The sequence below is a fragment of the Agromyces albus genome (genome assembly GCF_030815405.1).
In the GTDB taxonomy this organism is placed as follows: domain Bacteria; phylum Actinomycetota; class Actinomycetes; order Actinomycetales; family Microbacteriaceae; genus Agromyces; species Agromyces albus_A.
This window is the reverse complement of sequence record NZ_JAUSWX010000001.1, coordinates 3,082,014-3,104,127: the sequence shown is the minus strand read 5'-3', so window position 1 is coordinate 3,104,127 and position 22,114 is coordinate 3,082,014. Positions and strand designations below refer to the sequence as shown.

Annotated in this window: 13 protein-coding genes; 10 read left to right on the top strand and 3 right to left on the bottom strand. The window is 63.5% G+C overall.

What is annotated here, in order from left to right; all coding sequences use genetic code 11:
* Positions 1-15: 15 nt before the first annotated feature.
* The 3 genes from QFZ29_RS14690 (at position 16) to QFZ29_RS14680 (ending at position 2,805) form a co-directional block, all read left to right on the top strand.
* On the top strand, positions 16-621 hold the full coding sequence (locus QFZ29_RS14690; protein ID WP_306894787.1) for a DUF1697 domain-containing protein: 606 nt from the start codon (positions 16-18) through the stop codon (positions 619-621).
* 144 nt (positions 622-765) lie between these two features.
* Positions 766-1,197: a DUF1761 domain-containing protein gene (locus QFZ29_RS14685; protein WP_306894786.1), complete on the top strand. Its 432-nt coding sequence runs from the start codon at positions 766-768 to the stop codon at positions 1,195-1,197.
* Positions 1,198-1,431: 234 nt separating this feature from the next.
* Complete coding sequence (locus tag QFZ29_RS14680) at positions 1,432-2,805, top strand: MFS transporter (RefSeq protein ID WP_306894785.1); 1,374 nt, start codon at positions 1,432-1,434, stop codon at positions 2,803-2,805.
* 147 nt (positions 2,806-2,952) lie between these two features.
* Here the strand turns inward: QFZ29_RS14680 and QFZ29_RS14675 are convergent, their stop codons facing one another.
* Both QFZ29_RS14675 and QFZ29_RS14670 read right to left on the bottom strand, forming a co-directional pair.
* Positions 2,953-3,276, bottom strand: a complete 324-nt coding sequence (locus QFZ29_RS14675) for a HepT-like ribonuclease domain-containing protein (protein WP_306894784.1) — start codon at positions 3,274-3,276, stop codon at positions 2,953-2,955.
* Positions 3,273-3,767, bottom strand: a complete 495-nt coding sequence (locus QFZ29_RS14670) for a helix-turn-helix domain-containing protein (protein ID WP_306894783.1) — start codon at positions 3,765-3,767, stop codon at positions 3,273-3,275. Before QFZ29_RS14670 ends, QFZ29_RS14675 begins: the two co-directional genes overlap by 4 nt.
* Before the next feature lie 203 nt (positions 3,768-3,970).
* Between QFZ29_RS14670 and QFZ29_RS14665 the strand changes: the two genes are divergently transcribed.
* The 3 genes from QFZ29_RS14665 (at position 3,971) to QFZ29_RS14655 (ending at position 10,602) form a co-directional block, all read left to right on the top strand.
* Complete coding sequence (locus QFZ29_RS14665) at positions 3,971-5,695, top strand: aminotransferase class V-fold PLP-dependent enzyme (RefSeq protein WP_306894782.1); 1,725 nt, start codon at positions 3,971-3,973, stop codon at positions 5,693-5,695.
* Between the two features lie 58 nt (positions 5,696-5,753).
* Positions 5,754-7,100: a hypothetical protein gene (locus QFZ29_RS14660; protein WP_306894781.1), complete on the top strand. Its 1,347-nt coding sequence runs from the start codon at positions 5,754-5,756 to the stop codon at positions 7,098-7,100.
* A gap of 874 nt (positions 7,101-7,974) precedes the next feature.
* The gene (locus tag QFZ29_RS14655) at positions 7,975-10,602 is read left to right on the top strand and encodes an RNA 2'-phosphotransferase (RefSeq protein WP_306894780.1); all 2,628 of its coding nucleotides are present in this window, start codon (positions 7,975-7,977) and stop codon (positions 10,600-10,602) included.
* A gap of 182 nt (positions 10,603-10,784) precedes the next feature.
* On the opposite strand, the gene QFZ29_RS14650 is transcribed toward QFZ29_RS14655, so the two are convergent.
* Entirely contained in the window at positions 10,785-11,015 is a 231-nt protein-coding gene (locus tag QFZ29_RS14650) for a hypothetical protein (protein ID WP_306894779.1), read from the bottom strand.
* Positions 11,016-11,058: 43 nt separating this feature from the next.
* Here QFZ29_RS14650 and QFZ29_RS14645 point away from each other — a divergent pair, with 43 nt between their 5' ends.
* The 4 genes from QFZ29_RS14645 to QFZ29_RS14630 are packed head-to-tail and all read left to right on the top strand — an operon-like array spanning position 11,059 to position 22,112.
* Entirely contained in the window at positions 11,059-12,627 is a 1,569-nt protein-coding gene (locus QFZ29_RS14645; protein WP_306894778.1) for a DNA cytosine methyltransferase, read from the top strand.
* Between the two features lie 17 nt (positions 12,628-12,644).
* On the top strand, positions 12,645-15,116 hold the full coding sequence (locus QFZ29_RS14640) for a hypothetical protein (protein ID WP_306894777.1): 2,472 nt from the start codon (positions 12,645-12,647) through the stop codon (positions 15,114-15,116).
* Between the two features lies 1 nt (position 15,117).
* A complete protein-coding gene (locus tag QFZ29_RS14635; protein WP_306894776.1) occupies positions 15,118-16,557 on the top strand; it encodes a hypothetical protein in 1,440 nt (479 codons plus the stop codon).
* An 11-nt stretch (positions 16,558-16,568) separates the two neighbouring features.
* Positions 16,569-22,112 (top strand): hypothetical protein, encoded by a 5,544-nt coding sequence (locus QFZ29_RS14630; RefSeq protein WP_306894775.1) that lies wholly within the window; start codon positions 16,569-16,571, stop codon positions 22,110-22,112.
* Positions 22,113-22,114: the final 2 nt, after the last annotated feature.

Below are 22,114 nucleotides of genomic sequence, written 5' to 3'. Positions count from 1 at the left end.
GGTAGCCATGTGCACATGACCGCCACCGCCCAGAAGAAGTCAGCGGATGCCGCGCGCTCCGGCTCCTCATTCGTCGCACTGTTGCGGGGCATCAACGTGGGTGGCCGGAATCCGATTCGCATGCCCGAACTCGTCGCGTGCTTCCGCGAGGCCGGATACGGGGAGGTCAGCACCTTCCTCCAGAGCGGCAATGTGCTGTTCCGCGCCGACCACAAACAGGGGCCGAAGCTCGAGACGGCGGTGGAGGCGATGCTCGAGCAGCGGTTCGGGATGCCCCTGCTCGTCGTGATCCGGTCGCGCGACGAGCTTGCCCAGACGATCGAGGCCGCGCCCGCAGATCACGGATCTCCCGAACTGCGAAGCGACATCTTCTTCCTCAAGCACCCGCTCACGGCCGAGGAGGCGTTCGCCGAGCTGCCCGAGCTGCGCGAGGGCGTCGATTCCGTGGCGCCCGGTCCGGGCGCGATCTACTTCTCTCGAGTGGCGGCGCGCGCCACCAAGACGCGAATCCAGCTGTTCATGGCCAAGCCCATCTTCCAGCGGATGACCGTGCGCACCTGGAGCACCTCCATCCGGCTGCTCGAGAAGCTCGACGCAGCGGATGCCGCTGCACGGCCCTGAATCGCCCCGATCGCGACGCTCGGGCGCGGCGAAGCTCGAACGTTCGGCGCGCTGCGGCCCACCGGCACCGCGGCGGGAGTACGCTCACGCGCAACGACAACGAAGCGCAGCGATGGCGGCCTCGGCCGCCACGAGGAGGCGAAGATGGTCCCCGAGATCAACTACTGGGCGGTACTGCTGGCGACGGCGTCGAGCATGGCCGTCGGAGCGATCTGGTACGCGCGGGGGGTGTTCGGCACCCGGTGGGCGAAGCTCGCGAACGTCGACATCGATCGTCCGGGCGCGAACGCGGTGATGCCGATCATCGTGACGCTGCTCGTGAGCTTCGTCACGGCATGGGTGCTCGCGGGTGCCTCGACGATCGCGTGGCACTTCTACGGTGGCGGCTACCTGGTCGCGGCGCTCCTCACGGCCGTGATCCTGTGGGCCGGGTTCACGGCCGCGAGGTTCATCACCCACGACGCCTTCGAGGGCCGCCCGTCGTCGCTCACCGTGCTCAACATGGCACACGAGCTCGTGACGATCGTCGTCATGGCCATCATTATCGGCGTGTGGCCTCCGGCCGGCACCGTCTGAGACGCGGCGCCGGCGGAATCTGAGACGCGGCGCGGGCGGCGTCCGCGCTGCCATTCCGTGCGCTCGGGCGCGGTGCCCGCGCGGTCATCGCGCCTCGGGGCGCGGGTTCGCCTTCCGACGCAATTCGAACACTCGTCATGTCGATCTCGCCCGATCTTGTTCGACGCCTGAGTAGAAGCATCCTTCGAGGCATCCGTTTCGAAGCACCCGCTCACTCAGCGAAGGAAGAAGATCATGTCAACACCTCGGGCACTTCGGCCCTTGCGCAACGCGTCGTACCGGTGGCTCGCGGCGGCCCTCGTCTCGTCGCTCGTCGGCTCCGGCATCTGGCTGGTGGCCCTGGTCTGGCAGATCGTCGCGATCGGCGGCGGCGCGGCCGAGCTCTCACTCGTCGCCGGCGCATCCGCGGTCGGGATGCTCCTGACGACCTTGCTCGGCGGAGCGCTCGCCGACCGCATCCCGCAGCGGCGGATCCTGCTCGTCGTCGAGGTCGTGCGGGCCGCGAGCGTCGGCGTCGTCGCCCTGCTCTCGCTGACCGGCGCCTTGGCGGTCTGGCAGCTCGCGGCGGTCGCGCTCGTCGGCGGCGTGATGGCCGGGCTGTACTACCCGGCCTACTCGGCGCTGCTGCCGAGCGTCGTGCCCGAAGACCAGCTGCTCGCCGCGAACGGCTTCGAGGGCATGGCCCGGCCGATCCTCATGCAGGCGGGCGGGCCGGCGCTCGCGAGCGGGCTCATCGCGATCTCGTCGCCCGGTGCCGCGCTCGCCGTGGCCGCACTGACGGGCATCGTGGCGGCGGTGTGCATCCTGAAGCTCCCTGAGTTGCCCGTGCGCGGCGAGCGCGCGGAGCAGGCAGGCGGCACGCGGCATCCGGCCATCGCCCTGCTCATCGACGTCGGCGAGGGGTTCGGCTACATGGTGCGCACGCCGTGGCTGCTCGGCACCCTGGTGTTCGCGTCGCTGCTGATCCTGCTCATGATGGGGCCGTTCGAGGTGCTCGTGCCGTTCGTGATCAAGGACGTCGACGGCGGCGGCCCGGCCGACCACGCGCTGATCCTGGCGGCGTTCGGCATCGGCGGTGCGGTCGGGTCGATGGTCGTGGCGTCGCTTCGCCTGCCGCGGCGCTACCTGACCGTGATGAACCTGCTGTGGGCTCTCGGATGCCTCCCGCTCGCGGTGTTCGGACTGACCGACCAGATCTGGGTGATGGCCCTCGCTGCCTTCCTGGTCGGCGCGGCGTTCAACGGCGGCGTCGTGATCTGGGGCACGCTGCTGCAGCGCCGGGTTCCGCCGGAGATGCTCGGCCGGGTCTCGAGCCTCGACTTCTTCGTCTCGCTCGCGTTCATGCCCGTGTCGATGGCGTTCGCCGGACCTGCGGGGGAGTCGCTGGGGCTGCCGGTGGTGTTCCTGATCGCCGGGGTGGCGCCGCTCGTGATCGGGGTCGTCGCGATCATCGCGGCACGGATGACGCGGGACGAGATCGCGCACCCGCTCGACACAAGCGAGGAGGCGACGGATGTCGCGGAGCTCGTCGATTCGTTCTCAGCCGAGTCGGATGTCGCGGAGCACTCGCGCTCGTCGGCCCGTGAGCTCGTGGCATCCGCCGCCTGACCCTCGCGATCGCACCGCTGGGTCAGCGGCGATGTAGCTGGCCCAGCGGATGCTTTTGTCCGTGAAGTCGGTACCGAAGTACCGAAGTACCGCGATGTGCCGGTGGCACATGAACTCGCCGCGCGCCGGTGAGTCAGCTGGCCGCGCTCAGCGGCTGAGCATGCGCCGAACAGCTTCGGCGAGGCGCGGAATATCGTCGCGGGCTGTCGCCATGACAATGGCGTGCGTCGTGTCGAAGTATCGATGGGCGAGCATGTCGCGCATGCGCGCCATCTCAGCCCAGGGCAACTCGGGGGCGAGGCTTCGCGTTGCGTCGTCGAGGTCTCTCACCGCTTCTCCGATCTCGACAAGTCTCATTCGGATCGCGTCGAACACGAGGTCGTCGGATGCCTCGGAGCGCTCCGCGTACTCGGCGATTCGCTCGCACGCGAAGGCGATGTCGATGAGGCGGTCGGCAGGATTCCGACTCACAGCGACACCGCTTCACGGAGTACTCGTTCGGCGACGTCGGGTTTCAACCCCGACACCGGCGCGACGTCGACCGATCGCCCGAGGATCGCCTCGGCGGCACTCTGCATGCGAAGCAGGGCGAAGAGACCGGCATCAGTCTCGAGATCGACCAGCAGGTCGACGTCGCTCGCCTCGGTCTCATCACCGCGCGCGACACTGCCGAAGACGCGGATGTCGACGGCACCGAGCGCACCGAGCACAGTTCGGAGCTCGTCGGCATGAGCGCGCACGACAGTGAGGGCACTCGTGGCGGGCAGGGGTTCAAGGTGTGGCTCGAGCGTGAACCCGGCCGAGTTCACCAGCCGGGTGAGCGTCGCGTACGACGGCTCGCGCCGCCCCGACTCGTAGGCGCTGATCACGCTCTGAGTCACTCCAGCCCGTTCGGCGAGAGCTTGCTGCGTGAGGCCGGCTCGTTCGCGGGCCTTGCGGATCACGTCGGCTGCACTAGTCACAATCGCAACTATAGCGGATCGTAACTGGCCTGGCGCCTGCTGGTGGGGGCGATGGCGCGGGCTGGCGACGATCGGGTTGTTGCTCGGGATGCGCTCGCGCCGGGTCTGATCGGCGTCCTCATCGGTGGCGCCGCTGATCCTCGCGCCATCCACCCGGCTCTGAGCCGTGGCCGCGCGGCGGCGAAAGGGGTATCGTCCGCCCTGTGGACATCCACCAGGTGCGCAGCTTGCCGCTGATCCGACGCATCCGCGAGTCGGTGATCGGAGACGACCAGGTCATGCCAGGGCCGTACGGCCCGCGCCGGGTCACCTATGCCGACTACACGGCATCGGGTCGCGCGCTGAGCTTCATCGAGGACTTCATCCGCGGCGAGGTACTGCCCCGCTACGCGAACACGCACACCGAGTCGAGCGGAACCGGGCTCCAGACGACGCGGTTGCGCGAGGATGCGCGGGCGATCATCCGCGATGCGGTCGGCGGCGACGACGACACGGTCGTCATCTTCACCGGCTCGGGCAGCACTGGTGCGATCGACAAGTTGGTGGGGATGCTGGGGCTTCGCCTCCCGGCTGAGCTCGGCGATCGGTATCACCTCGTTGATGCGATCCCCGCGGCCGAGCGTCCTGTCGTCTTCATCGGCCCGTTCGAGCACCACTCGAACGAGCTGCCATGGCGCGAGTCGTTCGCCGACGTGGTCGTCATCCCGCAGGACCTCGATGGCCACATCGACTGCGACATCCTCGAGACCGAGCTCGTCCGGTACGAAGAGCGACCGTTGAAGATCGGCTCGTTCTCGGCGGCGAGCAACGTCACCGGCATCGTGAGTGACACTCCGCGCATCTCGGCGCTGTTGCACGAGCATGGTGCCCTGTCATTTTGGGACTTCGCGGCCGCCGCGCCGTATGTCGACATCGAGATGTACCACGGCGATCCCTCGGCGGCGCTCGCGTCGGGGGAGTACAAGGATGCGATCTTTCTCAGCCCGCACAAGTTCATCGGCGGGCCGAGCACGCCTGGTGTGCTCGTCATGCGACGTGAGCTCGCTCGCAACCGCGTGCCCGACGTTCCTGGCGGTGGCACGGTCGTGTACGTCAACCCCCTCGAGCACCGCTACCTCGACGACGTAGCCCAGCGAGAGGAGGGCGGCACCCCGGCGATCGTCGAGGCGATCCGTGCCGGCCTCGTCTTCGGGCTGAAGAACGCGGTCGGCGTCGAGACCATCCGGGCCCTCGAAGACGACTTCCTGCGTCGCGCCGTCGCCGCGTGGCACGACGAGCCCGCGATCGAGGTGCTCGGCAACCTCGACGCCGAGCGGCTGTCGATCGTGTCATTCGTGGTGCGGGCACCGAGTGGCCGCTACCTGCACCACAACTTCGTGGTCGCCCTGCTCAACGACCTGTTCGGCATCCAGTCGCGCGGAGGCTGTTCGTGCGCAGGACCGTACGGCCACCAGCTGCTCGGCATCGATATCGAGCGCTCCCACGAGTTCGAGCGAGAGGTGGCGCGCGGCTGCGAGGGCATCAAGCCCGGCTGGGTGCGCATCAACTTCAACTACTTCATCTCGCCAACCGTCTTCGACTACCTCGTGGCGGCTGTGCGACTGGTCGCTCGCGACGGCTGGCGGATGCTTCCTGACTACGTGTTCGAGCCGACGACCGGCCTCTGGCGGCACCGTGGCGGGCCCGCTGAACCGCCGCTGCGGCTGAGCCAGCTGGCCTACGACGCCAACGGTCACCTCACCTACCCGCACCACGACGACCGCGCGCCGGAGTCGGCGCTGCAGGGCTACCTGGCGGAGGCCGAGGCGCGGTTCGCCGTCGCAGTGCCGGCCGACGCGGCGGACAGGGATGGAAACCTGACCGGGCTCTCCGACGACTTCGAGCACCTGCGCTGGTTCGATCTACCGGTGGCCTGCCTCACGCGATGACGTTCCGGGCGCACGCCCCAATCAGCGGCCTCCCAGCGGCGCACATAGGATCAAAGGCATGGCCGGATTCTGGGGCAGGCGAAAGCGCGACGATCATGAGCTCGAAGCCCAGGATGCCGACTTGGCGAAGCGGGCGGGAACGGCCTTGGTCGCCGCCGACGAACGCATCCGCGTCACCGCCGACGAGCTCGTCTTCGCCGAGGCCGAGCTCGGGCACGGCGCGACCACGGAGTTGAGCGAGGCGCTCGCCGCGGTTCGGCAGCACCTGGGCGAGGCGTTCCGGTTGAACCAGCTGAATCACGACGAGATTCCCGACACGGCTGAAGAGCTGCGCACGCGCAACGCACGCATCGTGCAGCTGTGCGAGTGGGCGGAAGACGTGCTCGATGACCGCACCTCGGCCCTCGCCGAGAAGATCGCGGTCGCGCGCCGGGCTCCAGAGATCATCGCCGGAGTGCGAGCGGATGCCGCGCGCCTCCGCGCCCGCATCCCCCACGCCCGCGACACCATTGAACGTCTCGCCACTCGCTATGCCCGGGAGACGCTCGCCCAGGTGGAGGTCAACCCAGCCGAGGCTGAGCAGCTCCTCGGATTCGCCGAGCACAGCGGGAGCGTGGCCGAGCGCCGGCGGGAGGCGGGGCAGCGTGAGCAGGCCAATCTCGCGCTCGAGGCATCGACGGAATCGGTGCGCCGAGCGGCGACGCTCCTCGATGCCGTGGAGACGTTCGAGGTCGAGGCGCTGCGGGCTGAGGCCACGTTGGCGGCGATCGTCGAGGATTCCCGCGGCGACCTCATCGTCGCGCGCAAGGAGCCCCAGAACGCCGGTGTCACGACCGCGATCGCGAAGCTGCAGGCTGCACTCGCCGCCCTTCCGCGGGCCGGCGTCAACACCGACCCGTTCACCCAGCTGAGTACCCTGCGCGAGGCGAACGCGGGGCTGGATGCCGCGATCGCGGCGGCCCGCGAGCGCGCGGCACGTCCGATTCCGCCCCAGGAGCACGTGCACCATGCCATCGACGACGCCGACCGGCAGCTCGCGGTTGCTGGCGACGTCATCGCCGGCCACCGCGGCTGGATCGGCGCCGATGCTCGCACCCGGCTGGCCGAATCGGAGCGCATCCGGATCGACCTCGACCGCTACCTCGGCACGCCCGCGGCGGCCGTCACCGTCATCGATGAGGACCACCGAGAACAGGCGATGTCGATGGCCCGACGTGTCGCCTACCTCGCGGGCGAGGCGCTGCGCCTCGCACAGCGCGACATCGACGCGTCACGACCGCAGGACCCGGGGCAGTGGGGTGGCCCAGGCTGGGGCGGCGGTCGCCGCGGCGGCGGGGGCGACATGATGGGCGGAATCCTCGGCGGCCTGGTCATCGGCAGCGTCCTCGACGGCATCTTCGACTGAACCATCACCACGACCGAACGCCTCTTCAGCTACGGCACCCTGCGGCTGTCGCAGGTGCAGCAGCAGATGGTCGGCACCGAGCTGCTGACCGCGACGGACGCGCGCGTGGCGGCGACTCCGGGTACTGCGCATCGCCGATCCCGACGTCGTCCCCTTGTGCGGTGGAGGAGTGGACCCGATCGGCCTGCTTTCCTCAATCTCCCGGTGGCGTACCGAATCTGCACTACAAGGCCATCGTTCAGGATCAACCGGGCGCCCGGACCGGCGGCAATCAGCGTGCCGCGCCCGGTTGTTCTCCTAACGCCGACGCATCTTGACGACTGCGCGAATCCCGAAAGCGGGGTGGTGCGATCACTCGTAGGTGTGGTTCTATTCGGTTCACATGCCGTTTCCATCGCCTCCTCGTCCACCGTCACCTGCGGATTTGGCCGCAAGGTCTGGAGGCCATCGCGCGTCGCCGGTAATCGAGCACGCCGATATTGAGCTGCAGTATCCGCTAGCGATGCACCTTGCACGGCAACTTGGACTGGACACCACAAAAGAATTTGGCGATTGGATCGGTACCGCCGGAGAGGCGGCAGTCAGCGACTGGCTTAGCCCCCATACATCTGGTGGCCAGCTGGCTCTACGACTGCGTGAGTCCCAGACCAGCTCTGGATATCCGACCCTGTTCCAGTGTCTGATCGAAGAAGCAGTCCTATGCACAAGAATTTCCGTGATTGGGCCGTACCTCCGACTGCATGGCACATCGGCTGAGGCCGCGCTCGTGAGGCAACGCCGACGGTTGGCCAACGCTGCGTTTCACCGAGCGCTGAACAAAGGCTGGGCTAGGCCGGTCGTATTCGTCCGTACGCTCGAGCTCGCTCGAACCTACTTGGATTCGCTTCTTGGCGTTGGCGTCTCCGATGTCGAGGCTGATTTCGCGATTGAAGCTCGACTTGGAATTGCCACAGTCTCAGCGGCCCGTTTCTCAATCGTTGATGCGGCCAAGCTAAATCGGGCATGCGACGCTCTACGTCGAGCTCACGCTCGGGAGCATGAATCCGCCTCGACATACCTTGTCGAGGGGTATACGCAAATCTATGACTACACCGGCGACTTGGAGGCTCTACGGATAGGCGCGCGGTTCACACAAGATCAGGTCGAACGCGCGGCTGAGAGGGACGTCGGATGGAACCTCGCTTGCAGCGAGATTTGGATGAAGCTAGCGGGTGTCGCAAGCCCAGGTGCGCGCGACGGGTTCTTGACACAGGCTCAGTCCTATCTGCATAGAGCTGAAATACACGCCGATGAGTCGACTATCGTCGACCAAGCGCGCATGTTGATGCTCGGGGCATTCCTTTATTCGGTCGTGGAGAACAATTCGCTCGATCAAACCGGTCTACAAGGGGTTCGCTTTCCCTTCGGACTAAGGTCGCGCACCGTAATCATGCCGCAGGCGTTCGTTGACGCTGGTGACGAGATATTGGACCGCTTAGAGAGTCACGCCGACGCTGGTCACTTCTTCTTTCGAGACATTGCGGCGGAGCTGTGCGCGTATCTCGCTCGTCACGTCTCGCAGTCGGACGACCGCGTCTACTACCTCAAACGTGCAATCAAGTTTCGTGCCGGTGAGGCCTATCAAGCCGCGCTGCCGCGTGACACTTCGGCTCTCGACCAAGCGCAAGATCAGCTCCTCTTGGCGGTGGCAACAGCCGATTCGCGCCTCCGGCGCGAGGGTCTCCGTGGTCTTTGTGAACTCGTAGGGCGTAACAAGCTTGATCCAACAGCGATTACGGTCTTAGCGGTCGAAATCGAATCAAACGGTGCGCTATTGGGGCCGTTGTTGAATTGCGATGAAGCAATTGCGATCGCGGTGAGAAGCGGCGACGCGCGGGTTCTATTCGAGATGGCTGCACGTCGAGCCCTCTTGAGCCACGACACGCAACGAGAATCGCTTGGCGGGCGTGGCGGGTGTGTGATCGCTCGCGACTACGCCGGGCTGACTGGTGAGACATTCGTCTTCAAGGAGACCTCACACGTGGCGCACGAACGAGATAGCAAGAGTTCCGATCAAGTCCGCTCCATAGTCAGCGAAGCTGGTCTAGGCGATCGGTTCGGCGTTATTGAGCACCTTGCCAGCCTTGATATGGCGCTCGAGCCTACAGGGCCGGAGTCGGAAGCAAAATGCGTCTCCGTTCGACGTTTCATGAGCGGCCGAACCCTCGCCACAACACTTCGGATTAGCGAGGCTGGTTCGCGGGTCGCAGTGGTGGGAGACACCGCGGAGTTCCTCGGGCTAATCCACGCGCGCTTGAGAAGTGATGATGTTCCAGCTGGGGTGCGACGCGATCTGTGGGAAAGAGAGTTTGGGCGCTGGCTTAGGTATCTCTTTCCCAGTGACGGAAGTCGACGCAACGTGTTCGAGCAGTGGTGGAGTTGTGTCCAAGACGCCCCGATGCTTCCCAGACGGGATGCGCATGCGCTTAACTGGATCGTTGATGACAAGAGCAGAATTCTTGCGGTCGATCTTGAGTCCATCGGGTGGAGGCCTTTGGGTTACGAGCTGGCTCAGCTGTTGGAAGATGAGCCGGTGTTCGATGCGGACGACGCCGCCGCATATCAAGTCTGGGATCGTTACGTCGCCGCCCTTTACAACTATGCACCGCAGAGTGTTCCCGAGAATCATGACCTGAAGTCCCTACTCGACGCGGGTAGGCTCGCGCGAGCAGTTCGGACGTTTAGCGCCGAACGCGCATCCGCACCCGACAAGAAGCGAGCGGGGGAGATGGTCGGGCTAATTGCTGAACGTTGGCGCGGAACTGCGCTCGGTCGCGCGTCAGCCTCGGTATCCGTCGAATGGTCGAAGAAGATTGGGGCAGTTCCTAGTAGCGCTTTCGAGCGAAGGTCGCTGGGAACGCGCCGCCGCATCAGCAGGGCAATGTCGTTCCATCTGCGCCACAACGCACTCGCCGAAGTCGACCGGGAGGGGTGGATGCACGTCGACGCTCTGCGCGCCGCGTTGGTGGCAGAAGGCCATCGAGTGAGTGCGGATGACGTTGTGCTTATTGCAGGTGCCCTCGGTGAGCCGCGATTTGAATTGAATGGCTCAGAAATCCGTGCTCGCTATGGTCACTCTCGACGCACGAGAATGGGGTACGCGACGGGATTGCCTTCGCGTGAGCTTTACCATGCGACACCGATGTCCAACCTTGCTTCAATCGTCGAAGCAAAGGACGGGTTGCGTCCTGGCGGTAGGCAGTTCGTTCACTTAACGGAAGATATCCGAGTAGCAACTTCAGCGGCGGGGCGTAAGAAACAGCAGGTTGCGGTGTTCGGGGTCGACGCAACTCAGTTGCAGAACATACAGCAGGCGGCGGTATCGACCTGGCTCGCCACTAGGGTTCCACTCTCAGCCCTGCGATTAGTCCCACTCTACGAAGTTCAGCGAATTCAATCGTCGATGCCGAGCACTTCCCACGCGGACACGAGCCCGGCAACATTGCATGTGCTTGATCCATAGAAACGCGTTGCCGTGCGCACGGCGCCCAAGGCTAGGGCGCTCTAGTCTCGTCCGGCTCTGGCGCAGGGACACCGGCGGTGGGTCGGCAAGCGGCTGCCTCGCGTGCCGGCTACGGCCTGAATCAGTCGGCCAGCGCATGCTTGCGAGGGCAACTTGCGCCTCACCTGCACTGACTGTCGTGTTTATGTCGACGGAAACACTTGCTCGATCGCACGGACGAGCGCGCGCGCCTGTTGCTCATCGAACTGCAGCGTCTGAGAGACGCCGGATTCTTTTCGCTCGTCCGAGCCGTAAGTGGAAATCTGAAGGAGGCGGCCAGGAACAAGTTCGACAACGCTCCATTCCGCGTCAACCTCGGTTGGATGTGCCTTTGATGCGCCGGTGGTCTGGGAGAGGGAACGAATGCGTGCCATGGGCTAACAGTAAGGTCACGACCTCGCTGAGAGACGGATATTGGTGCCCGAACTGGTGCGGGAGGTACTCGATCGCCGCGGGCTAGACCACGCGCGTTTGCTAGCCATGCCGCACGACTCGCTCCCCGACGACGGTCCAGTGTCCGGCGGTGGCGTCATAATGAGCTGGGCCGCCGACTCATGCAATTGGCGCGAGAGATCCGCCCAAATGAGTGGAGTGCAGTTGTTTCGGTATGTCGACTTGTTCGCGGGGTGCGGCGGGCTTTCGCTCGGGCTCGAGAACGCTGGCGGGAAATCGGTCCTCGCCGTCGAGAAGTCAGACATGGCGGCGCAGACCTACTACCGGAACTTTATCGACGCGGATGTCGATGCTGACGACTGGTGTCGTTACCTCGAGCAATCCTTGGCAAAGCAGGTTCGCTCTGGGCTAGTGGTGAGCGAGCTACGGAATGTCCTCGACGGGCGAGGGTTCGAGCTGTCAGATCTCGAGATCGACGTCGTCGTGGGGGGGCCGCCGTGCCAGGGCTTCTCTCTAGCCGGCCGCCGAAACCCATCAGACATGCGCAACAAGCTCCCGTGGGAATTCCTCGAGTTCGTCGAGAGAACCAGACCGAGGGTCGTGGTGATCGAGAATGTCGTTGGAATGTCGCGGTCGTTCGCAGGCTCCGCTGTATCAACGTTCCAGCAAGTCCAGATGGCGCTGCGGGACACTGAGCCGGGGTACGTCGTCCAAGGGCTTTCGGTTAATGCCAAGCACTTCGGTGCACCGCAGCACAGGCCTCGCCTGATGATTCTGGGTGTTCGGAAGGACCTAGCAGAGGCATTGGGGGTCAGCGCGTCTGAGCGCGCATGGGTGTCGGGTTACATCGACGAAGTGGAGCCGATTGCTCTCTCGCCGATGCCCACCCTCCGGAGTGAAGATGAGCGCACCGTCGGCGATGCAGTCGGTGATTTGCTCCTCCAGCAGGAACAACTTGGAGGGAACTCGTCCTATCGGGACGCCCTCGCTGAGCTTCTTGTTCCCGCTAGCGGATCGACCAGATCCGACGGGATCGCAAACCATGTTCCTCGGAAGCACACAACGCAAGTCATCGGTCGGTTTCGCCTATACCAATGGCTCTCGCGGGAGGGGATCTCGCACCGGGTCGTTGGCACTCTCAACTACGGGACCAGTGAAGCGAGCGCCGCAGCGGTAACGCAGTTGCGAGGAGCGGCCTATCCCGCCGTTGCACCCGACGGCACCGTCCTGGCAGCGGACGCGGAAGAGATGCAATCGGTGATCCGGTCGTTTGCTACCCGAAAGCACTCTCAGAAGGCCCTCCGCTGGGATGAACCCGCGAAGACCGTCGTCACCCTGCCAGACGACTATGTCCACCCAAGTGAACCTCGAATCCTGACGGTTCGTGAACTCGCCCGGTTTCAAGGGTTCCCTGATGACTTTGTGTTCATGGGTAGGGAGACAACTGGGGCGCATCGCCGCCGGTTCGAAGTGCCTCAATACTCACAGGTGGGTAATGCAGTGTCGCCATTCTTGGGGCTGGCCATCGGCAGGCTGATCGATAGGCTGGTCGACGACTCACGCGGGGGCAGCGAGCCAGAGTCAAGCGAGTAGGGGAATGGGCGACGCGCATGTCACCACTGACCGAAACTGAGCAGGGCATCGTCGATTCACTCGAGGCCCATGGGATTGACTACGCCATCCTCGAACCCACTTCAACGGGACTGCGTAAGTCAACTCTTGATGCCACCAAACCAGTTCGCGCCTTCTTGGCGCGTCAGGGCCTACACGACTACTCGGGCCAGAAGCAGGGAACTGAGTTCAAGCGACAACTGCCAGCGGTATTCATCCGCAAGGACAAAACGGCGTCCCCGACTCATGCGAGCGTCGTTCGCCCGAGGAGTGGGAAAGGTGACCCGCGTATCTGGTTCCCCGGACTCAAGGATTACTGTGCGCCTGGCGAGAAGGTCGGGCTCGTGAACGTCGCTGGTGAACTCCGCATCTTCAACATCTCAAGGGGAGTCATGATCGATTTGGATGATGGTGTTGCGGGCGATGCTGACACTGATGGCGCGGGACGCTGGGGCCTGCTCGCACGCCTGTGGGAGCGATCGACAGGCGGGCGAGACGTCGCGGCCACGCCCGCCAACGCCAACGACGCGTTTCCGGCCGCTCGTCGCCCGGCTGGTGTGGCCGAGGGCATTGATTGGTTGCGCTCTACCCCGCGAGCACTCGGTACAGCGCGACTTCTCTTCTTGGTTGGAGGTCCTGGGGCGGGCAAGTCCCATGCTGCGGCCGAAGCCGTCATGGATCTCCCACGGGTTGACGCTCAGGACGACGGACTAGCCCAGCGGGCATATCGCTATTCGTGGGGGGAGCGCGAATTCCTCCTGATCAACGATGCGACGATCACGAGCGACCGTTACCGTCGGGCTCCCCTCTCTCGTGAGATCGCCAGCATCATCGAATCAGGTTCGCTTCTGATGGCATGCATCAATCGTGGCGTTCTCGTCGAGGAAGCAGCAGCACTTTCGTCATCGAACGCGACGGTCGGCTCCGATGTCGTGCGTTGGTTGCAATCGAGCGAGTCCTATGCAGAGGCTCTAGAAGACATCGACGAGGTGGATGGCCCCGTCGTGATATCTGGTCAGGAGACCTCATACCTTCGCACCGCCACCGTTCACTTTCAAGACGACGTCATCGCTGACATCGTGGTGGTCAACGTGGACTCGTGCTCGCTCCTTGAAGCAACGCCAAGGGTGTCGGTGGAATCAGGTCCGGGCGGCGTGCAAACGCTTGTGCCCGATAGTTACCGCATCGCGAAGACCATCAAAAGGGATCGCCTGCATGCCGACGGAACATCGGGGGGCCAGCTCTTCGAGGTCGTTGTCGCTGCGCTCATGGATGCGTCGAGCGATGTTGTGCCTGAGGGCTATTTCGACCCATTCGATGCCAATATTCAGTCGATGGCGTCGCGCCCGACTCAGTCCGGCGTCTTGACGCTGCTTCGTGCCTCCGAGATCGTGTCGGGATCTACCTATACGTTCCGGGATCTCTGGGGAGCACTTTCGCGCTGCATCGTTGGAGCAGCAACAAGCGAGTACAGTCCCGTCAGCGCCCGAAGTCTTATAGATGACCTCCAACCGGCGTCAGCGGAACCCGTGAAGCGGTTCGAGGAGATTCGAAGACTGGCGCAATACCGCTTCTCGCAGGCCCTCTTCGGCGTTGGGATGGACCTTCCCGAGAAACCCAGTGACCCTCGGAACAATCCGGTCACACGCCGTACAAGTGCCGTGGATCCCGTCATCGACACCGTGCCGGGAGAGTTCTCCGTCGAAGAGCCCAACGCGGGTTGGGCGACGCCGATTGTTGACGCATTCTCGGGGCCGCTGACGAGTGGCTCGCCCTTGGATTCACTCGTTCGACTCCTCGATGACAATGATTCATTCGTCGGAGTCGTAACTGACTTCGACCGCCGGCTGGACCAAGCATTCGTCGAGGCCGTCAGCGTTCCGCGCCTCTCGGATCCAGTGCGGGAAGGATTGGTCGCTTGGTATGGGCGCTACATAACGCGCCTATATGCGGTTGCTCACGGGATCTCGGCCTTCAGGCGGGAGATCGCCATGTGGACGCTCGCATGGACGATGGCTTCTGAGCTTGCTACGGCTTCCGAGCTTCCGACGCTTCTTGAGAACCAACTCAAGACTCTCGTAAGGCCGCCCCGCGACGGTCAGGGAAGCAACCCGCTCATTCCCCTCCTCGGTAGTCGGGCGGAGCCGATCATCGGTGACGTCGTGGGCGCCAAGCTGGCGCTCGCCAGTGGACCCTTCGACTTGAGATCAAGTAGGGAGGGAGAAGAGCTCTACTTCTGCGTGGTCGAAGGGGCCACGAGTTCCCCTCGCATACGGCTGGACTTCGCACTCGTAAGGCAAGCGCAGAGCTGCACAGGTGGTTGGATCGGCGTGACAGAGGTAGCGGATGCCACGTCACCAAGGCTCGAAAGATTCCGATCCACTCAACTCGTCGGCGAGCGCGGGCCGTTCCGCGAGAACTTCGTTGTGGTCGCGGGTTCGGCCGAGTACAAGATCCAGGCAGGAGCTTGATATGACCTCTCACTTCGTGGTCCTCGGGCTCCGTCGCCCGCAATACGTTGCGCTCCCTGAAGCTTTCATCAGCGATCTTGCGTGGCGAGCATTTCCGTTGGACATCGCCACGAACAGCGAGAAACCCGTGGGCTTGAGGTACAGAACCGATGATGCGGGGACGAAGGTCCTCGAATACCGTCAGACTGCACCTACCGGTGAGCTTGTGGGAAGGTTCGGTGAGGCCATCCTTCATAACGGGATCGAGGGAGAGGCATCGTCGGAGCTCATCGGTCAGGCGGTTGCGGAGAGCGTTGATGGCCTCGCCGCTTCCAAGGGGTCCTCCCGAGCCGTGAGTCCGCTGACGCCAGCGCTCGCGCTTCTCCAGAACACGAGAGGCCTCATGGGAGTTCGGAATCCCCCTGGGATCGCTGAGATCATCGAGCAGATGTACGCGATGGGACGGGAAGACAACGTCGATGGGCCGGAGTCGATCCGGTCTGCGACGGGTGACTGGATTGCTGCGACCCAACGGCGGATGGATATCGACCCACTGCTCTTCGCGATTGATGCGGCCACGTCGAGTGTGCTGCTTCGGAAGGCCTTGGGGGATCGAAGCCCAGCTCCCCTGCCCGTGCGCACTGATTTGGGCGCGTCCGATGACATGTCGCGCCCCGGGGCATTGACGCCATTCGGTTGGTTCCGACGCGCGTGGCAGACTCTCACCAGCGATGAATGGGTCGATGCACTACCAGCACGAACATGGGCAGACTGGGCCACGACCGTGCTGAGGCTCGCGTACGGCTTGGGCTACCTCTGGGAGTCTGCTTGGTACGAGTCGGTCGCACGTCGCATCCTCCTGGAGGGTTCGCCCATTACTCCGCAGGGCGTAATCGAGAACATGGACGACGTCGTGCCGTGGCGATCCTCTCGCCTCGGCGTAAAGGACCGGGACGTCGCTCCATTGCTGATGAAGCGGTCCTTTCGCGCAGATCGAATTCGGCAGGCTCTCCGCGAGAGGATCACTGCACTCGGTCTCGACGGAGAATCGTTTGATCTGACGATGTCCGGCCTTCAGGGCGACGGCGAGACACGCCGAGTGCTCAAGGCGGTCCTACGCACGGACGAGCGACCGTCTTCCGGCAAGAACCTCTGGGAGGCATCGCGATACGCGCTCATGACGCGTGCGACGGACGGCAGCCAGCCGGACTACTTCGGCCTGCTTCGCAGTCGGGGTCGATTCCTCGTCCCAGACCCAGGAACTGAATGGGTCGCAGTCGTGGCAAGCCTCACTTGTGGCTCGCCTGGCGGCATGGCAACTGTCGCGGAGATGCTGTGGACGCTCAGCGCCATGGGTGTCCGCCCCGAACTCTCTGACCTCGTCGAACTGCTCGAGCGGGCCGGCCTTGCTCGCGGAAGCGCCGATGCTGACCAAGCCGTGCTCATTCAGGCTGCGTACTAGAAAGGCCCGTCGTGGAGCAGAATCTACTCGCAATGGCCCTAGCGGATGTCTTGTCCGATCGAGATGGCCTTACCGCAGCGTACCTGCCGGAGGGAGTTGCTCTTGATGAGGCGCGCTACATCGCTAGAGCGGCAAACGATATTCGGCCGAGCTCACCACCATTCGCGGTAGTCGTTGCGCCGGAGGCCTCTCCGGGTGCGCCGGGCAACGTGGTCGTTGTTACGTCGCAGGATCTCGTGAAATACAGAATTGATGATCGCCTCGCGATTGTGGTCGGGCGTCATCCCGAGCTAGCCTCCATCACGACAGCGTTCAGCGAAGGACTGGCTCAATCATTCCCTGACGAGGACTTGAGCGGTGGAAGCAGTCTCCTCGAGAAGGTGGCGGATTCTGCGCTTCGAGCCGTCATCCAAGAATCCGGCGCTCGAGACCCGATTGCCAGCGTCCTCGATGAGGGCGCCACGATCTTGGCGGCGGTGCTTCGTCAACTACGCGCCCTTCATGCGGCGGTAGGAGATGCCGGTGCGCAGCGCTGGAACGCACGTTGGTTCCGACACGTCGATGCAGGATTGTCGAACCTTGCGGATGTTCTACGGTGGCACCTCCTGGAGCTTCCCTCAAGCGATCTCTCGTTAGTGCTTTCCCAGTTCGCTTTCCCGTCGTTCGGTTTGCCCACTCCGGCGAACGGTCGCGACATAGCTGGGGGCTCGGGTGACCGAGTGCTCGAAGCACTTCGGGATTGGTGGGACAGTGAAGAGAAGGTGGACCGCTCGCTCGCCTACTTGGAGGCCGAAGCGGGCGCTCCCCACCCGGTCAATGAGATCGAGTGGGTCGGTCTGGACGAACGAGTTGCGGCGTTGGACGACGCGGTTTCGGCATGGTTTCGCACTGTCGCGACGAGCGTGGCATCAATAACGGCTCTCGCGCAGCTCTCTGAACGGCAGTTCCTTGCACCCGCCGGCATTCCAGCAAAAGATGCGCATCCTTTGGTCATCGAGACTGTCGATGGCCAGGCCCTCAGCACGGACAACGGCGAGTCACCTCCTTTCATCGTTGCGGCAAGCGACAACGGCGGCGTCTATCAGACGGAGGAGCTGAGAATTCGCATCCCTACAGCCGCGCCTGCAGGGAGTGCAGCGGCCGCTTCTGGGATATCGATTGCGGTTTCAACAAAGGGTGCCCACTGGGACGGCGCAATTGCTCAGGGTGGGGACAGTGACCAGCTGAGAGTCCGGGGGCGATTCGTGTTGCCGTCGAAGCTCGCTGGCAAAATCACTGTCGTACGGGCCCGCCTCGTGATCCCACATGGAGATGTCCTGGAAGGACTGGTTCCGCCGACGACCGACGCAGTCATGTACGTCGTTCCATCGGAGACTCGAGGGCTACTCGCGGTGCAGCTCGATTCCAAAAAGCGTCCCGGTCGCGTCGCGGCGAACCTTGTTGTTGGCGACGGCGATGGCCCGTGGATCGCCGAGCTTGGCGCTTACTCCGCTCAGCACCGTCTGATTGCCTGGGCATCCGAAGGGTCCAAGGTCGTCCTGGAAGGTCGCACGGTCGCGCCTTGCGAAGGACGGCCGTGGCTCTTCATCGCCGATTTCACTCCTCAGCCCGTCACACTCGTGCAAATTGATGGCGAGGAGCTCGAGCTCCATGCTGCGACGCCAAGCAGGCCACATGCTTCTCCGCTGCTCGCGGCGATCGAGAAGGAACAGCCGTCCAGCGATCCGCTCGATAATGCCGATACGGACTCGGTGCGCGGAAAGTACGAATCCGCCAGCCTGAACCTCGCGTCAGATCCAGATTGGCGTCGCTGTCACGGGCATGTCGTTTTGTCCTCGACTGACCCAAGTTCCATCGACAGTGTGTCCATCGAAGCAGGCGTGCTTGTGCCAGACGGCATGTCTTCCGCCTGGAAAGCACTCGTAGCGTTCTCCGTGCCTAAAGAACTCCTCGAAAGCGAGGAGGCGGAGGCACTCATGAGCGCGTTCGATGCGCTAGATCCGTTCGGGTTCGCGGCTGACGAGGAACTCTTGCAAGCTGCCCGCTGGCCATCCCGTTACCCTCGACGCCGGCTGTGGGGTGAGAATCGGGACAAGCTCGTTGGTTATCTCACGGCGTATTCCGGCCTCATTGAGCGCGCGAAGCAGCTCGATGACCCGACCGGCGTCTTCTGGGCCACGTACCCATTCTCGACCAGCGTTTGGTCGTTGGAGCCAGGGAATGTCCGGTGCGAGTCTGTACTCCTGAGCCCACTACATCCCTTACGACTCGCATGGCTTGCAGCCGTCGAGGCGACCTTCTGGGAGTCCGACGATGCGCGCCAACTTGCAGGAACTGTGCAGGGCCACGGATACCCGTTGGTGGGGCCGAACCCGTACGTGTCAGGTGGAATGCTTGCGGTGCAGGCCGATGGTGGAACCGATCAGGTCTTCGCCGGTTGGGCGGTTCTGCTTGCTGCATCGACAGAGGGCCCGTCGGCACTTAAGGCGCCCGCCCGGATCGGTGGCTACCCCGCCCCGGGCACTGCTGCGAGTGGACTGAATGGCGCGGCCGTCGATGCGGCATTGCGGACATATCGGCGCATGAATCCACACGTTTCCACCTTGACCCTCGATCTCGGGTCCGATTCCCCGGCTCCCCGCGTCGCGGAGGTTGATCAGGCAGTTATCGCGGTACTCGATGCATGGTCGAAGCAAAGCGGAGGGCGGCTACCCGGCGGCGCACGTGTGCTTGACTCCGCTCACCGCACGGGCTCTGGCCCGCGCGACGATCTGACCGCCTTAGTGCGCGCCCATCCGGGCATGCCCCTTTCCTGGGCGCGATATCTACCCATACCCGGCAAGACCGAGCGATGCAACGTCCGGATCTTGCAGGATGCTGGGGTTCAGGTCAAGGTCACTGCGACTACTTCGGTGCAGAACGGGACGATGGGGGCCATCCCTCTTCGCAGGTTTGACGCATCCATGGGACTGATCGGGTACGGCGGTGCGACCATTTCCAATCCGGGTCTGGAAGCAGGAATTGGATGGGAACCGCTTACGACAGCTTTGCGGCTGGTCGAAGGTTCACCGTCAATTACGTCGAGATTGATCGGATCGTTGCTCGTGGATGATCGCGCGGACTGGACAGTCTCCGGCGAATCGATGCTCACACCTGCCGCAATCTCCGCGCTCCTCCAGCACGATGATGGTGCGCGAATGCTCTGGGAGTGGCGTCCTCCAATCTTCGAGCGGAACCTCGGCAGCTCCACCATCGAGCGGAAGCCATACGTGTCTGTCGCTCGTGTGCCTCAGAGCTTCCAACAACAACTTCGAGGCATGCTCTCACTAGCGCGGGGTGAGGATGCAACGCTGGCTCAGGTAGCTGACCTCCTCACCCGACTGGGATCGAGAGGAGTGGGCCTTTCGTCACTTCTGGCGATGGGTGGGACTCACGCATCAGGCGCCCTCGGCTTCTACCTGGCCTTTGCCTTGGTTGATGCGGCACCGGCCAGCGGCAAAGACCGGCTTGTTCTCCCGATCGATGCCTCCGATGCGTTCCTTCGGATTCTGGCACCAGAAGGGGCCTACGCTGGCGATCGGCAGCGCGCAGATCTCCTCATCATCGACGTCACGGATGAAGACTTGACTTTCACTCCCGTCGAGATCAAGTTCTACGGTCTGGGAACGGAGGCACGCAATGCAAGCTTGCCGACCCCCGAAAGCGCAGCGTTTGGCGAGCCTCTGGCGCAGCTTGCGTCGACGACCGCGCTGCTGAAGGCGATCGAACGCAAGGCACGCGAGATGCCTTCAAATGGGTCGGAAGAAGAGCAAGCGCTCTGGTCGAACGGACTTGGTTCACTCGTCGAGGCGGCGGCAAAGCTTTCCAACAAAGGCGTGAACCCGGCCACATGGCCGAAGCGTCTCTCGTCCGTGATCATGGGGCGCTCGCGCTTCCGAGTTGGCAAGCCGCTGGTTCTCTACTTCAACCATGGGGCGGCCTTCCCTGACGGCCGCCGGTACGAGGCATTTCGTCGCGAGCACCTAGCCGACGATGCACCACTCGCGGAGTTTGGCGCACTTGTAGCCGACTCGGCAACGACGCTCCTCCAGCTTGACCAAGACGACAGTGCGCTCGCCGGCGAGTGGCAGGGGCTACTTGATTGGGCGTCCGAAGCGACCGCCCCTGCACCTGTGCCAGAACCAGGGCGGGTGCTTGCCCCGGAACCCCAACCGGTTGTGCGTTCAGAGCCCACGATCCACACGGCTCCGATTCCGGAACCAATCCCTGCGCCTGATCGCCTACGGGCGCCGGAAGTGAGGCCGGGTCCTGCGCAGGAGGCGAAGCCGGGTCCCGCACCGGAGCTTCGGCCTGAGCCGGGCCCGGTGTCGCTTCCCACGCCCCCAGCGGCGGATCTCGAAGGTATCCGATTCCCGGTAGGGCGCCTCGTGGACTCGATCGGCACAGCCTCAGCTGAATTCTGGCCGAGCAACACCCAACTCAACCAGATGAATATTGGAGTAGTTGGTGACCTTGGCACAGGGAAGACCCAACTGCTGAAGTCTCTCGTCTTCCAGCTCAGGCAGGGGGCAAAGCGAAGTCAGGAGAATCCGCTGTCGTTTCTGATATTCGACTACAAGCGGGACTACCAGGACGAGCAGTTCTTGGACGCGGTCGGTGGCGTAGTACTGCGCCCATATCGGATCCCGTTGAATATCTTCGCTCTACGCGAAGGGTTCACTCCCCACTCTGCGCTGCAGCGTGCGGCAATGTTCGCAGACGTCGTGACCAAGATCTATGGCGGCGTGGGACCAGTTCAAGCATCGAATCTCAAGAAGGCGATATTCGATGGGTACTCAGGTGTAGATCACGTTGCCCCGACGCTTCCGGAGGTCTTGGAGGGCTACCTCAATTTGTCCGGCAAGCCTGACGCAGTCAGCGCCATCCTCCAAGACTTCGTCTTGGCGGACATCTTCTCTTCGGATAAGGAGCAGCTGCTTCCGTTCGAAGTACTGATCGAAGATACTGTGCTCGTGCTCGCCCTGAGCGATCTGGGCGTAGATCAACGCGGGAAGAACGCACTCGTCGCGTTCTTCCTCAACATGTACTACGACTACATGCTGCGATCGACGAAGTGGAAGTTCACTGACGGGGACCCGCAATTGCGGCGACTTAACTCGTTCCTCCTCGTGGATGAGGCAACAAACATCATGGCGTACGAGTTCCCCGTGCTCATGCAGTTGATGTTGCAAGGGCGCGAGTTCGGCTTTGGAATCATTCTGGCTTCCCAGTTCCTCTCCCACTTCAGGACGAGCAGCGTGAACTATGGTCAACCTCTTCTCACCTGGTTCATCCACAAGGTGCCGTCAGTGTCGATAAAGGAGCTGAATCAGCTTGGAGTAAAGGGTGCTGTTCCTGGAGTTGACGACCGAATCGCGATGCTGCCAGTTCATGACGCGCTCTACTCCTCGTTCGGCTACAACGGAACGTTCATCCATGGGACGCCGTTCTACCAACTCGTCCCTCCGGTAGCTGATGACGGACCTGACCCGTCGGACGTCGAGGTCGTCGGCTAGCC

What these genes read in the sequence shown, in the direction of transcription:
- QFZ29_RS14690 (WP_306894787.1), top strand. Translation starts at nt 16, where the DNA reads ATGACCGCCACCGCCCAGAAGAAGTCAGCGGATGCCGCGCGCTCCGGC.
- QFZ29_RS14685 (WP_306894786.1), top strand. Translation starts at nt 766, where the DNA reads ATGGTCCCCGAGATCAACTACTGGGCGGTACTGCTGGCGACGGCGTCG.
- QFZ29_RS14680 (WP_306894785.1), top strand. Translation starts at nt 1,432, where the DNA reads ATGTCAACACCTCGGGCACTTCGGCCCTTGCGCAACGCGTCGTACCGG.
- QFZ29_RS14660 (WP_306894781.1), top strand. Translation starts at nt 5,754, where the DNA reads ATGGCCGGATTCTGGGGCAGGCGAAAGCGCGACGATCATGAGCTCGAA.
- QFZ29_RS14650 (WP_306894779.1), bottom strand. Translation starts at nt 11,015, where the DNA reads ATGGCACGCATTCGTTCCCTCTCCCAGACCACCGGCGCATCAAAGGCA.
- QFZ29_RS14640 (WP_306894777.1), top strand. Translation starts at nt 12,645, where the DNA reads ATGTCACCACTGACCGAAACTGAGCAGGGCATCGTCGATTCACTCGAG.
- QFZ29_RS14635 (WP_306894776.1), top strand. Translation starts at nt 15,118, where the DNA reads ATGACCTCTCACTTCGTGGTCCTCGGGCTCCGTCGCCCGCAATACGTT.